This window comes from Paraclostridium bifermentans (genome assembly GCF_964259345.1).
GTDB classification, from domain to species: domain Bacteria; phylum Bacillota; class Clostridia; order Peptostreptococcales; family Peptostreptococcaceae; genus Paraclostridium; species Paraclostridium bifermentans_B.
On record NZ_CAXVJR010000001.1, the window covers coordinates 500,513 to 512,768 of the forward strand.

The 12,256-nt window shown below is 32.2% G+C and carries 15 protein-coding genes; 1 reads left to right on the forward strand and 14 read right to left on the reverse strand.

Annotated features, from left to right (window positions below; all coding sequences use genetic code 11):
* The 13 genes from ACEXNK_RS02555 to ftcD all read right to left on the reverse strand — a co-directional run.
* Positions 1 to 749, reverse strand: a 749-nt coding sequence (locus ACEXNK_RS02555) for a hypothetical protein (RefSeq protein WP_373599791.1), incomplete at its 3' end; no start/stop codon positions are given.
* A 212-nt stretch (positions 750 to 961) separates the two neighbouring features.
* Positions 962 to 2,764: an adenine deaminase gene (ade, locus tag ACEXNK_RS02560; protein ID WP_373599790.1), complete on the reverse strand. Its 1,803-nt coding sequence runs from the start codon at positions 2,762 to 2,764 to the stop codon at positions 962 to 964.
* Positions 2,765 to 2,766: 2 nt separating this feature from the next.
* The gene (locus tag ACEXNK_RS02565) at positions 2,767 to 3,039 is read right to left on the reverse strand and encodes a EutN/CcmL family microcompartment protein (RefSeq protein ID WP_373599789.1); all 273 of its coding nucleotides are present in this window, start codon (positions 3,037 to 3,039) and stop codon (positions 2,767 to 2,769) included.
* Between the two features lie 15 nt (positions 3,040 to 3,054).
* Positions 3,055 to 3,411 (reverse strand): hypothetical protein, encoded by a 357-nt coding sequence (locus tag ACEXNK_RS02570; protein ID WP_373599788.1) that lies wholly within the window; start codon positions 3,409 to 3,411, stop codon positions 3,055 to 3,057.
* A 4-nt stretch (positions 3,412 to 3,415) separates the two neighbouring features.
* Complete coding sequence (locus tag ACEXNK_RS02575; protein WP_021431053.1) at positions 3,416 to 3,691, reverse strand: BMC domain-containing protein; 276 nt, start codon at positions 3,689 to 3,691, stop codon at positions 3,416 to 3,418.
* A 21-nt stretch (positions 3,692 to 3,712) separates the two neighbouring features.
* Complete coding sequence (locus ACEXNK_RS02580) at positions 3,713 to 4,060, reverse strand: BMC domain-containing protein (RefSeq protein WP_373599787.1); 348 nt, start codon at positions 4,058 to 4,060, stop codon at positions 3,713 to 3,715.
* A gap of 13 nt (positions 4,061 to 4,073) precedes the next feature.
* Positions 4,074 to 4,448, reverse strand: a complete 375-nt coding sequence (locus ACEXNK_RS02585) for a hypothetical protein (RefSeq protein ID WP_373599786.1) — start codon at positions 4,446 to 4,448, stop codon at positions 4,074 to 4,076.
* 11 nt (positions 4,449 to 4,459) lie between these two features.
* A complete protein-coding gene (locus ACEXNK_RS02590; RefSeq protein WP_445013614.1) occupies positions 4,460 to 4,729 on the reverse strand; it encodes a BMC domain-containing protein in 270 nt (89 codons plus the stop codon).
* 20 nt (positions 4,730 to 4,749) lie between these two features.
* A complete protein-coding gene (locus ACEXNK_RS02595) occupies positions 4,750 to 6,078 on the reverse strand; it encodes a UbiD family decarboxylase (RefSeq protein ID WP_373599784.1) in 1,329 nt (442 codons plus the stop codon).
* A gap of 12 nt (positions 6,079 to 6,090) precedes the next feature.
* The gene (locus ACEXNK_RS02600; RefSeq protein WP_373599783.1) at positions 6,091 to 6,645 is read right to left on the reverse strand and encodes a UbiX family flavin prenyltransferase; all 555 of its coding nucleotides are present in this window, start codon (positions 6,643 to 6,645) and stop codon (positions 6,091 to 6,093) included.
* A gap of 277 nt (positions 6,646 to 6,922) precedes the next feature.
* Positions 6,923 to 7,534: a cysteine hydrolase family protein gene (locus tag ACEXNK_RS02605; protein WP_373599782.1), complete on the reverse strand. Its 612-nt coding sequence runs from the start codon at positions 7,532 to 7,534 to the stop codon at positions 6,923 to 6,925.
* Positions 7,535 to 7,605: 71 nt separating this feature from the next.
* Entirely contained in the window at positions 7,606 to 9,153 is a 1,548-nt protein-coding gene (locus ACEXNK_RS02610; protein WP_373599781.1) for a dihydroorotase, read from the reverse strand.
* Between the two features lie 38 nt (positions 9,154 to 9,191).
* The gene (ftcD, locus tag ACEXNK_RS02615; RefSeq protein WP_373599780.1) at positions 9,192 to 10,136 is read right to left on the reverse strand and encodes a glutamate formimidoyltransferase; all 945 of its coding nucleotides are present in this window, start codon (positions 10,134 to 10,136) and stop codon (positions 9,192 to 9,194) included.
* A gap of 312 nt (positions 10,137 to 10,448) precedes the next feature.
* On the opposite strand from ftcD, the gene ACEXNK_RS02620 reads away from it, so the two are divergent.
* Entirely contained in the window at positions 10,449 to 11,780 is a 1,332-nt protein-coding gene (locus ACEXNK_RS02620; RefSeq protein WP_373599779.1) for a uracil-xanthine permease family protein, read from the forward strand.
* A gap of 55 nt (positions 11,781 to 11,835) precedes the next feature.
* Here ACEXNK_RS02620 and ACEXNK_RS02625 read toward each other — a convergent pair whose 3' ends face one another.
* Positions 11,836 to 12,117 carry a hypothetical protein gene (locus tag ACEXNK_RS02625; RefSeq protein WP_373599778.1) on the reverse strand — a complete coding sequence of 94 codons (282 nt, stop codon included), beginning with the start codon at positions 12,115 to 12,117 and terminating at the stop codon, positions 11,836 to 11,838.
* Positions 12,118 to 12,256 lie beyond the last annotated feature (139 nt).

Sequence of the window (12,256 nt, forward strand, 5' to 3'; positions counted from 1 at the left end):
TGCTCTGACTTGCCTGTTATAGGCATACAATACCATACATATATAGAATCTATTCCTGACATATCATCAGTTGCTTTTATGCTTATATTTACTGTATCTCCTGGTTTTACTTCTTTTTTATCTATTTTTAAACTACTTATCTCTACCTCTGGTGGAGTTACATCTGTGTCAGTTCCACTAACATTAAAATTCCCACTGCTTAGATCTTCTCTTATATCCCCATAATTATTTGTATTGGAGTTTTTTATATATACCTCATTATCTAACTTATCACTAGCATAAATATAATTTATTTCCCATAGCCCTGCTTCTTTATTTTCATCTATATACATACTTCCTTCATATCTATCAGTTATACTATTATAGCTTAACTTTATATGCTCTGACTTGCCTGTTATAGGCATACAATACCATACATATATAGAATCTATTCCTGACATATCATCAGTTGCTTTTATGCTTATATTTACTGTATCTCCTGGTTTTACTTCTTTTTTATCTATTTTCAAACTACTTATTTCTACTGCCGGTGGAGTTATATCTGTAATTTTTTCAGATTTATCCTCTCTAGTTTCTTCTCTATTACTCTGCTCTTGATTTTCTTGTAATTCAACTTTTGTGTTTTCTTCTTTTACTTCTAACTTATTTTTAGTAACTTCTTCATTTGCATATGCTACTAAGCCTTGTGCATTAGAAATTATCATTACTGCCAATAACATTGTAACTGTTGGTTTTTTTAATTTTTTCATTTTTTCCCCCATTTATTTTTAATATCAAAGCTATATTACCATAAATAACCAGTAATATTTAGTCGAATTTTCTGAATAATTATTTATTTTTATAAATTTAAAACAAAAATAGGCCACTCAAAACTCGTTAAGCGAAGGGTGAAGATGCTTTTGGAGCAAAACTTACATTTTCACCCAGAGCGCCCCAACGAATTAAGGCAACCTATTATTATTTATAATATAGGACTCAAAACCTCAAAATTATTAACATCAACTAATCCCTTATCAGTAATCTTCCACTTAGGACTAGTCGAAAGAGCCAAGAAAGACAAATGCATAAACGGAGCATGAATCTTTCCACCAAGATCATTACTAACTATAGCTTCCAACCTATCAATTTTCTCACTAACCTCACTACCACTTAACTCATCACTAATAAGTCCACCAACATTTAACCTAATCTCATCAACAACTCTACCATTATTAACAACAGCAATCCCGCCATTCATATCAATAACCATATTAACAGCAACAACCATATCACTTAAATTAGTACCAACAACAATAATATTATGAGTATCATGAGCAATACTCTCAGCAAAAGCACCTCTCTTTAACCCAAAACCATTAACAAAAGCCTTACCAATATTACCATTTCTACCATATCTCTCTAAGCAAGCAATATATAAAACATCCTTATCAACATCAGCCTCAACAACTCCATTTCTAGTTCTCAGCCTAGCCTCTAAACACTCCGTCAAATTCTGATCAGGAATTGCCTTTATACATCTAACACTAACCTCTCTATCACTACAACTTATCTTCAAATCACTTTCACTAATTTTATCAACCCTAACGGAATTTTTCACACTATCAGGGTACTTATACTTAGGTAAATCTATCAGCAGCTCTCTATCAGAAGCCACAAGATTACCTTCTATAAATACAGCTTCAACCTCCATATTATCAAAGTCATTAATAATAGCTATATCAGCAACCTTTGCTGGAGCTAAAACTCCCCTATCTTCTAAATTAAAGTACGTTGCAGGATTTATTGTAGCCATCTGTATGGCTTCAACAGGATCAATACCTTCTTTTATAGTTCTTCTTATAATTTCATTCATATGACCTAATTCTTTCAAATCCTTAGCCACCATATCATCAGTAGCCAATATACATCTTCTAGAATCTAAACCTTCCTCAGTAACTGCCCTTATACACTCAGCCATATTTTTTTGAGTAGATCCTTCTCTCATAAAAACATAAACCCCTTGTCTTAACTTCTCTACACACTCTTCTTTAGTAGTAGTTTCATGACAAGAACACTTACCACCAGTACATATTATATGTGCTGCAAGTTCATTAGAAAATAATTCTGGGGCATTACCATCAACTATCTTTCCTATGCTTTTAGCATATGTAGTAGATGCTAATAAATCCGTTATTATTTCAGGAGTATTGTTATATACATGTTTTGCATTACTAAATCCTTGTAACTCGCCTATTCCTATTATATTTTTATAATTAAGTAAATCCTCCATATCCTTAGAATTCACATCTATACCAGCAGTTTCTAAGCTAGGACAATCTGGAGTTAATGCAGGAACTACAAATCTTACATAATTAGGTACATGACTTGCTTCATCTGCCATAGCCTTCATACCAACACTACCTAATGCATTTCCTATTTCATGTGGATCTGCAATTAGTGTTGTAGTTCCTGATGGTATTGATAGCCTTGAAAACTCTGTAACTGTTAGCATACTACTTTCAAAGTGCATATGTGAATCTATAAATCCAGGAGATAAATATTTACCACGAACATCTACAACTATTGTATTTTCACCTATTAACGTTTCACAATCCCCAACCATTAATATGTGCTTTCCTTTTATAGCTATATCTCCTTTATATATTTCTCTAGTTAATACATTTATTATATTTCCACCATACAAAACAAGATCTGCATGATGTTTATCACTCATAAGAGTGTCAATCAATTCTTTGTACTCCATTGCTTGTTTTATATATTTCAAAATTAATCCTCCCACACATCTATATTATCAACTATACCTATTATTGCAGCATTTATTGACGAATCACACTTTTTTGCTGCATTCCTAGCCGCTGTTCCTTCTGTATATATTACTATTTCTCCTATTCCTGCCCCTACTGTGTCTACTGCAATAATAGGTTTTCCATCTGCTTTCTTTCTAAAATCTAGTGGTTGAGTTATCATCAACTTACTTCCAACCAAACTATCATCTTTTTTAGTAGCAACTACAGTTCCTACAACTTTTCCGATTTGCATTAAAATCCCCCCATTTTAATCTTTCGTATATATTATTTTTATCTTATATTTTTTTATATGATCTTTTGCCATTGGAGTTATTATAGAATTTTCTGGTATGTTAATTACATTTGTATTTTTAGATATGATATCATTTAAAGTTATTATTTCTCTTTTTATCTCAATTTCCTTATCTTCGTTTACTATTTTTTTATCATCTTCAAAGTCATTTAAAAGTTTCATTATAGCTTCTATATTTGGATGATTTATAGGTACCATTATAAAAGAATTAGTATCATTTTCTTTGTTGATATTTTTAATACTTTCATCCTTTGTACTATTTATAAAAATTTTATTTAATATATTTTTAGTAAACTCTTTTTTATTTTCCATTTAATTAGTCTCTACTTAATATTACTCTTTCAACTTCAGAGTGTGGTCTTGGTATTACATGAACTGAGTGAAGTTCTCCTACATTTCTTGCAGCTTCTGCCCCTGCATCTACTGCCGCTTTTACAGCTCCTACATCTCCACTTACCATAACTGTTACTAATCCAAAACCTATTTTTTCATATCCCATTAAAGTTACATTAGCAGATTTCACCATAGCATCTGCTGCTTCTACAGCTCCTACTAATCCTTTAGTTTCTATCATTCCTAGCGCTTGACCCATATTATATACCTCCCAATATTTTTATTTTTCAATCTCCTCAAAATCTTCTTCTTTTATATCTTCATTTTTTCTTTTCAAATTTTTCTCAAATTCTTTTATAAGTACATCTATTTCTTCATGTGGTCTTGCTATTGTTTTGTATGATACAATATCTCCAACTCTTCTTCCAGCTTCAACTCCTGCATCTATTGCTGCATTTACTGCTGCTACTTCACCTGCTATATGTATATTTACACTTACAGCTTTGCCTACACCTATTACTTTATCGTATCCTACTAATGTAACATCTGCTGCTTTACAAGCTGCATCAAGTGCTGCAAGTGCCGTTGTAAGTCCTATAGCTTCTATCATTCCTAGGGCTTTTCTCATGTTTCATCCCCCCTTATTTAGATAATTCTTTTAAGCTAATCATTTTATTATTGCTTTTATCTTGAACTGTATTATTTATATTAGCTTTAGTAATTTTCGGTTTAAATTTATTTGAAGGTTTGCCATCTATATTATTTATTAAGTTATTAATTTTAGCATTTGCAATTTCATCATTTTCTGATTCATTGTGTAAATTATTTTTCAATTGATTTAAATTAACCTTTTTATTTTTTAGAAGTATATTTTTTAATATAGTTTCTTCGCTTTTACCTATATTCATAGAAATTTCTTTAATTTCTTTTTCTTTCTCTTTTTTCTTATATTTTTTCTTATCAGTTGCTAAGTCTGATATATTTTTCATAACACTTAGTGATAACTTATCTGCCATTTAAATCCCTCCTAAAGTATTTTGCTTACTTCGTCATGAGGTCTTGCTATTACATTTGTAGATATTATTTGTGCTATTTTACTTGCAGCTTCTTTTCCATTTTCAACTGCTGCATTAACTGCTGCAACATCACCTCTAACTATTGCACAAACTATCCCAGACCCTACTATATCTATGTCTACTAGTTCTACATCAGCAGATTTTAACATAGCATCTGCTGCCTCTATTGCTCCTATCAAACTCTTAACTTCTACTGTTCCAAGTGCTTTCAAAACTTTCACCCCTTTTAATATCTAAGAAGTTAGAAATAATCATTTATATTAATATCATCATATCCAGGTACTACACCTCTATCGAATAGTTCATTATTTAATGGCTTAGTAGCATCTATTCCCATTTTATCGCTACTTCCTTTATTAACATGAGATGCTTCTAGTGGACTGCCTAGCGCATTTTTAATAATTACTACATCTTCACTAGCTTGAACCCTTGAAGCTAGCGCAAACTCCACATCACTGTAGTCATATATATCTACATCGCTATCTACTATGACTACATGTTTTAAATCCTTACTACTTCCAAGTGATGTTAATATTGCACTCTTTCCATCACCTTCATTTTTCTTATTTATCTTAACAACTGCATGTAATCTACAACCCCCACCTACAGTTACATTTACATCTAAAACATCAACAACATTTTTAAGTGCAGTATATATCTCAACCTCTCTTATTAATCCATTTGCTAAATGCTCTTCTCTTGAAGGAAAAGCATGCTGAAATATTGGATTGCTTCTATGAGTTATAGTTTTTATATCTATAGTTGGATGTTTTGCTACTTCTCCGTAATAACCCATAAGCTCTCCAAAAGGACCTTCTGTAATCTTTTTATTAGGATTTAGCTTTCCTTCTATAACAATCTCTGCATAAGCTGGAACTAATATATCTACACTTTCACATTTAACAACTTTTAATGGTTCATTTTTCAAAGCACTATATACCTTATACTTATCAAGTCCATACTTAGAAGAACTTATTTGAGATGCCATCAAAAGCTCTGCATCATAACCTAAAACTACTGCACAATCTAAAGTTTTATTAGCTTCTTCATACTCTTTTATCAATTTATTAAGATGAGGAGAAGCCCCTGAAACCAATGCACTTATATTATCTCTTGAATTAACTTGAAACCTTCTAACAGCCATATGTATATCATCAGTTTTAGGATCTTTTATAATCAACATCCCAGAAGTTATAAAATTTGAGGAATCCTTCTCATGTGAAGTTGGAATAGGAAACATCTTATTTATATCTATAAATCTACTTACAATATTTTCTTTAACAGGACCAGTGCTAACCTCCTCATAATCCATAGGGTTTGCAATAGCCTCCATAAATTTATATATTCTATTATCTCTATTTAAATTCATCAAATCATAAAAAATCTCTCTCTTACCATAAACACCACCAGCCAAAGAAATTTTATGATTCTTAACATTATTAAATAATATAGGAACTTCATTTTTAAAATACTTTAAAACCCCACCTATCTCAAACATAGGGTCAACACACTTATTACAAACCTTCAAATGCCCATATTTATCTAGCTTGTCCATAGTATATCTAAACATTTGACTCTCCACTTACTCACCCCATCTCTTTAAAATGTCATGTTCTATATTAAACTGATCTAAACATCTTCCAACAATAGAAGTAACAATATCTCCTATATCCTGTGGATGATTATAAAAACCAGGAGACAAGGGCATAATAGTAACCCCTAAATTAGAAAGCTTTAACATATTCTCAAGGTGAATAGAACTAAGAGGAGTCTCTCTAGTAAGAAGAACTAACCTTCTTCTATCCTTAATACAAACATCAGCAGCACGAGTTAATAAACTATCACTATAACCATGACAAACAGCCGACAAAGTCTTCATAGAGCAAGGAACAACAACCATACCATCAACCTTAAAAGAACCACTAGCAACAGGTGCAGCCAAATCATAATTTTCATAATAAAAATCAGCCATAGACTTTAACTCATCCAAACTAACACCACACTCATGATTAACAACATACTCCCCCATATTACTAACCACCAAATGACTCTCAATACGTAGCTCCCTTAAAGCCTTCAAAACTCCAAGTGCATAAATAGCACCACTACCTCCAGAAATCCCAACAACAATTCTCAATTCACAAACACCTATCCTTCTCTTTCTTCTCCAATTGTATAGTTTTTATTGTTTGGTATGCTTCACTGGCGAGGGTCGAAGGTGGTGGGTGCAGCGACATTTACAAGCACTCCCTATCTCTCCTCTCTCCAATTGCATAGTTTTCATATCGTTTGGTATGCTTCACTGGCGAGGGGCAATGTGGGTGGTGCAGCGACATTTACAAGCATCTTTCCCGCTTGTATGGAGCAAGCCACCCACATTGCCCCGAGCCCCAAGAAGCACACCAAACAAAAAACTACTCTACCTTATTTTCTGTATCTCCGCCGCCTTCCCACGGATCAAGGCCTTTCTCCCAAGCATCAATATACTCATCAATAGTCATAACCTTAGTAAAAATACTCAAATCTCTTAACCCAGCCTCATGCATCTCATCATTCTTTGAATGAACACCATCACTAAGAGTAATAACCTTATAAGCATTATAAAGTGCATCACTAGCAGTACTTCTAACACAAACATTAGTCCAAACCCCAGTAACAACAACCGTATCAATACTTTCCTCTCTCAAATACAAATCTAAATCAGTATGAGCAAACCCACTATGTCTTCTCTTAGGAACAATATACTCCTCACCCTCAGGATAAAGCTCCTTTATAAAATCAGAACCCCAAGTCCCCTTAACAGCATGAACAGGTCTAACTCTAAAATCAGCATCATTCTTTCTATGAGCCTCTTGAATATGAATCAACTGAACATCATCAAGACCTCTAGCATTTCTCTCCCTAACCCAAGCAAAAAGCTTTTGCAAATCAGGAATAATCTTCTCTCCACCAGGACATCTAAGTGGAGCACTCTCTCCAACAAAATCATTTAACATATCTATAACTAAAATACCGTGTCTTTTCATAATAACTCTCCCCTCTTTTCTCCAAATAAAATATTAAATTTTAATTGGCTTACGGAGCCCCCGTCAAGCCACTAAAACTTAATATTCTTATCTAACTTACTTATTGTTTGGCGTTTTATGAATTTACCAAATCCTGGTTTAACCTTTATTCCCTTAATATTTTTCACATGCTCAACTATAAGCTCAGGATGATCTTTTCTATAACTTACCTTGTACTCACCACTAGTAAGTTCATCTGGATTATTAAATAAAACATCATAGCTATCTAAATTACCTAAAACTCCATCACAATCATCTTCATAAACTAAATGACCTCTAACAACAGTCTTATCTATCTTACCTTTTAACTTCATACCTTCAAGTGGAGTATACCCACACATAGTAACTAACTTATCTTTTTCTATAACCCACTCTTTATCTAAATCAATTATAGTAAAGTCAGCATCAGAACCTATATTTAAAGCACCTTTTTTAGGATATAACCCATAGTGCTTAGCAGCATTAGTACTTAATATATCTACTAACTTACTTAAACTTATTCTTCCTTTATTGTATCCTTCACTAACTACAACAGGTACCATAGTCTCAACCCCTGGTATACCTGGGAATGAAGTCCATATATTCATACCTTCTTTTAACTTTTCACTCTCTATTTCATAAGGAGCATGATCTGTAGCTATAAAATCTATACTTCCATCATTTATACCTTTCCAATGCTCTTCATTATCTTTTTTAGTTCTAAGTGGAGGTGCTATCTTTGCAAGTGGTCCATATTCAGTCATTGCATCTTGATAATTTAATGTTAAATAATGAGGACAAGATTCACTAGTTACATCTAAACCTCTCATCTTAGCATCCTTAACTAACTTAGCCCCAACACCTGTACTCATATGAACTATATGAAGTCTAGCATTGCTAGCTTCTGCAAAACTTATTCCAAGTTCTATAGCTACCTTTTCTGCTAACTCCATTCTAGCTTCAGCCCAAGCAGGACCATCAAGTCTTCCTTCTTCTCTAAATTTATTTACATAAAAATCACACATTGCAAAGTTTTCAGCATGTATTCCTATTGGAAGCCCAGTTTTAGATACTGCCTTGAAACATTCAAACATTTCAGGATCAGTAACTCTAGGATAAGTAGGTACTGATGGAGTCATATATACTTTAAAAGCAACTACTCCATAATCTGCTTGCTCCTGTACGTTATGCATCCAATTTTCTCTAACATCTTCGCCAGTTACTCCACCCCACATAGCATAATCTACTACTGCTTGAGGTCCACATATACCCAGCTTAGTTTCAAGTTGTTCTATACTTCTAACTGATGGAACTGAACAACAAGGCATATCTATTATAGTTGTAACTCCTCCAGTTGCAGCAGCTGCTGTTCCTGTTAAAAAGTTTTCTCTATGTGGAAATCCTTGATACATAAAGTGAGTATGAGAATCTATACATCCTGGCATAACTAAATTGTTATTAGCATCTATAACTTCTTTAGCATCTATCATATTTATGTCATTAACAAAACCTACAATTTTCTCTTCATTTACTAATATATTAGTAAGTACCATTTCATCCCCTTGAGGTATGTTGGCATTTTTTATAATTAAATCTATCATATATTCCTAAAATCCTCCCCATTTGTAATTTTAAAATTCTACTCCATATCCATTAAATGAGTTTCTAATACTTGCTCATTTCTAAAGTCTTCTAATTGAAGGTAATAATTAAATGTATCAAATACATAATCTAATTTTAATGGCCCTACTAACTGGCTTCCTGTAACTATTACACCGTATCTCTGAGCTTCTCTTTTTACAAATTCAAAAGCTCTGTGTATTGGAGTTTGATAGCAATCTAGTAAGTTCATTGAAACTACTACCCCTTCTTTTTCAGGGAATTTTATACCTACTGCTCTAACTGTACTAAATCCACCACTTGGCCCTCTTAATGCTTTAGCTATTTTTTTAGCTACATCTACATTTTCAGTTCCAAGGAATATATTATAAGCTGTAAGCCCATTAACTTCTGCACTAGATAATGTAGCTCCAGATTTTTCACTTAATAATCCATCAACACTTAAGTCTGGTTTTCTGTTATTGTATTCTTCTTGTCTAGCTTCATCATCTTTTATTTCTTTTAAAAGTTCACTAACTCCCTCGTATTGACCTTTCCTTATATATGCAAATGCCTTTCTTTCTTCAGTGCTAGCACTTTCACCAGCAAAGTATATAGGCACACCAGTTTCCTTATGTAATCTTTCACCTATTTCTTTAGATAAAGTTACACACTCTTCTATTGTTATATTTTTAAGTGGGAATATTGGAAGGGTATCTTGAGCCCCTATTCTTGGATGAGTTCCTTTATGTTCTCTCATATCGATAAGTTCTATAGACTTTTTAGCCATATTAACTAATGCATCTTTTACATTTTCTGGCTCTCCTATAAATGTTACAACTGTTCTATTGAAATCTTCTTCTGGTTCATAACTTATTAATTTTACATCTGAATTTCTAACTACATCTACAACTGCTTCTATTACATCTTTATCTTTTCCATTGCTAAAATTAGGTACTGCTAGTACATATTTTTTTCTTTCCATTTTATTATCTCCTTATCTTTTTTATAGTTCTTAATAAGTAGACAAACTATTAAAACAAGCAAATCTTCATTTATCCAAACTTATGATTCTGTTATAGAATTCGCAAAATAAACAATTTTTAACATACTTGTATTTTTAAATTTTGCGCTTGTTTAATAAAGGTTATTAAAAATTTAGTATAATTATTACTATTTTTTTGTAATTTTATAGTTTTTTTAAATTTGACTTGTACTATAGAATATTAGCCTTTTAATCAGAATATATGAATATATCAAAGGAGATTTTTAAATAAAATTATGAGGAGATGTTTTTATGAGTAAAAAGAATTCTTCTCAAAAGATAAACACTGAAGAAAACTTAGGATTACTTTATAAGATAGAAGATAGACCTAATCTTCAACTATCTATATTACTTGGATTTCAGCATATAGTTGCTGCCTTTGGAGGTATTGTTGCTGTTCCTTTAGTAGTAGGCCCTGCTATTGGACTTGATATTCAAACTACTGCTATGATGGTTAGTGCAGCAATATTTATAGCCGGAGTTGCTACTATAATCCAAGCTCGAGGTGTATCTAAGGTCGGTTCTAGACTACCTTGTATAATGGGAACTGACTTTACATTTGTTGGACCTTCTATAGCTGTGGGTAGTTCCATGGGCCTTGCAGGTATATTTGGTGCTACAATACTTGGATCGTTTATAGAAATGATTTTAAGTAAATTTATAAAACCTTTGATGAAATTTTTCCCTCCAGTTGTTACTGGGACTGTAGTTACCTTAATAGGTCTTACATTAGTTCCAGTTGCTATGGATTGGTGTGCAGGAGGAGTTGGATCTCCTTCTTATGGAAGTGTAACTAATATTTGTGTAGCCTTAGTTGTTATGTGTATAGTTATAGGCTTTAATATTTATGGTAAAGGTATATTTAGTAGCGCTTCTATATTAATAGGTATGTTTATAGGGTATATAATTTGTATTCCACTTGGACTTGTTGATTTTACACCTATAAAAGAAGCTAGTTTAATAGGTCTTCCTGGTATACCAATAGTTTTAGAACACGGTATTAAATTTAGCTTAGTCGGAGTTATCCCATTTATTATAGCTTATTTGGTAACTACTATAGAAACTGTAGGATGCTTAATAGCTATAGGAGAAGCTTCTGAAAAAGAAACTACTAGTGAAGAAATAAGTAGTGGTGTTTTAGCAGATGGTGTAGGAAGTTTTATAGCTGGTTTCTTTGGCGCTGGACCTAATACTTCATTTAGTCAAAATGTAGGTCTTATACCTATAACTAAGGTTGCTAGCCGTCATGTTGTTATAGTTTCTGGTATTTTGATGATGTTACTTGGAATTTTCCCTAAACTTGGAGCTTTAGTAGCATCTATTCCTAGTCCTGTTCTTGGTGGTGCTGGAGTAGTTATGTTTGGAGTTGTTGCTGCTAGTGGTATTAAGACTTTAAGTAGAGTTAAAATAAATAATAGAAATTTAATAATCATATCTGTTTCTATTGCTTTAGGACTTGGTATAACTACTCGTCCTGATTTGTTGGCAAATTTACCTGAAGGATTAAAGATGTTGTTTGGTTCTGGCATAAGTACCGGTACTATTGCTGCTTTAGTTTTAAACTTAATTTTAAAAGATAAATAAATTTAAAAGGCTGTCTTTATGACAGCCTTTTTATATTTATTTATCTTTATTTTCTTTAGATTCTTTTTTGTCTATTATTCTTTTTGATTGCAATTTTTTCTAATATTATCTTTTCTACACCCCATAATATTAGTGAAACTGCTCCTACTAAAATTCCTTGTTTTATGTTGTATGCAGAGATTAATACCCCTACTACTATACAAACAAAGCCATTTATAACACCGTTTATTTGGTCTATATATTTCATGTCATGGAATTTTTCATAGGCACAAAAGCCTAATCCATATATGATGAAAAATATTCCTATAACTGTTCTTATTAATTCAATTTGAGTCATATTAAATCTCCTCCATCCCTTTTACTATATTATATTCCTCATTTTGATTAAATTGATTACAAAAAGGTTAATTTTCCCAAACTTAATGATTTATTATAAATTATATTTTCAAAGTTAAATGAATATAACTTATTAAACA

Coding starts and splice junctions, on each gene's coding strand:
- ACEXNK_RS02565 (WP_373599789.1), bottom strand. CDS start 3,039: ATGCAAATCGGAAAAGTTGTAGGAACTGTAGTTGCTACTAAAAAAGAT.
- ACEXNK_RS02570 (WP_373599788.1), bottom strand. CDS start 3,411: ATGGAAAATAAAAAAGAGTTTACTAAAAATATATTAAATAAAATTTTT.
- ACEXNK_RS02575 (WP_021431053.1), bottom strand. CDS start 3,691: ATGGGTCAAGCGCTAGGAATGATAGAAACTAAAGGATTAGTAGGAGCT.
- ACEXNK_RS02580 (WP_373599787.1), bottom strand. CDS start 4,060: ATGAGAAAAGCCCTAGGAATGATAGAAGCTATAGGACTTACAACGGCA.
- ACEXNK_RS02585 (WP_373599786.1), bottom strand. CDS start 4,448: ATGGCAGATAAGTTATCACTAAGTGTTATGAAAAATATATCAGACTTA.
- ACEXNK_RS02595 (WP_373599784.1), bottom strand. CDS start 6,078: ATGTTTAGATATACTATGGACAAGCTAGATAAATATGGGCATTTGAAG.
- ACEXNK_RS02605 (WP_373599782.1), bottom strand. CDS start 7,534: ATGAAAAGACACGGTATTTTAGTTATAGATATGTTAAATGATTTTGTT.
- ACEXNK_RS02610 (WP_373599781.1), bottom strand. CDS start 9,153: ATGATAGATTTAATTATAAAAAATGCCAACATACCTCAAGGGGATGAA.
- ftcD (WP_373599780.1), bottom strand. CDS start 10,136: ATGGAAAGAAAAAAATATGTACTAGCAGTACCTAATTTTAGCAATGGA.
- ACEXNK_RS02620 (WP_373599779.1), top strand. CDS start 10,449: ATGAGTAAAAAGAATTCTTCTCAAAAGATAAACACTGAAGAAAACTTA.
- ACEXNK_RS02625 (WP_373599778.1), bottom strand. CDS start 12,117: ATGACTCAAATTGAATTAATAAGAACAGTTATAGGAATATTTTTCATC.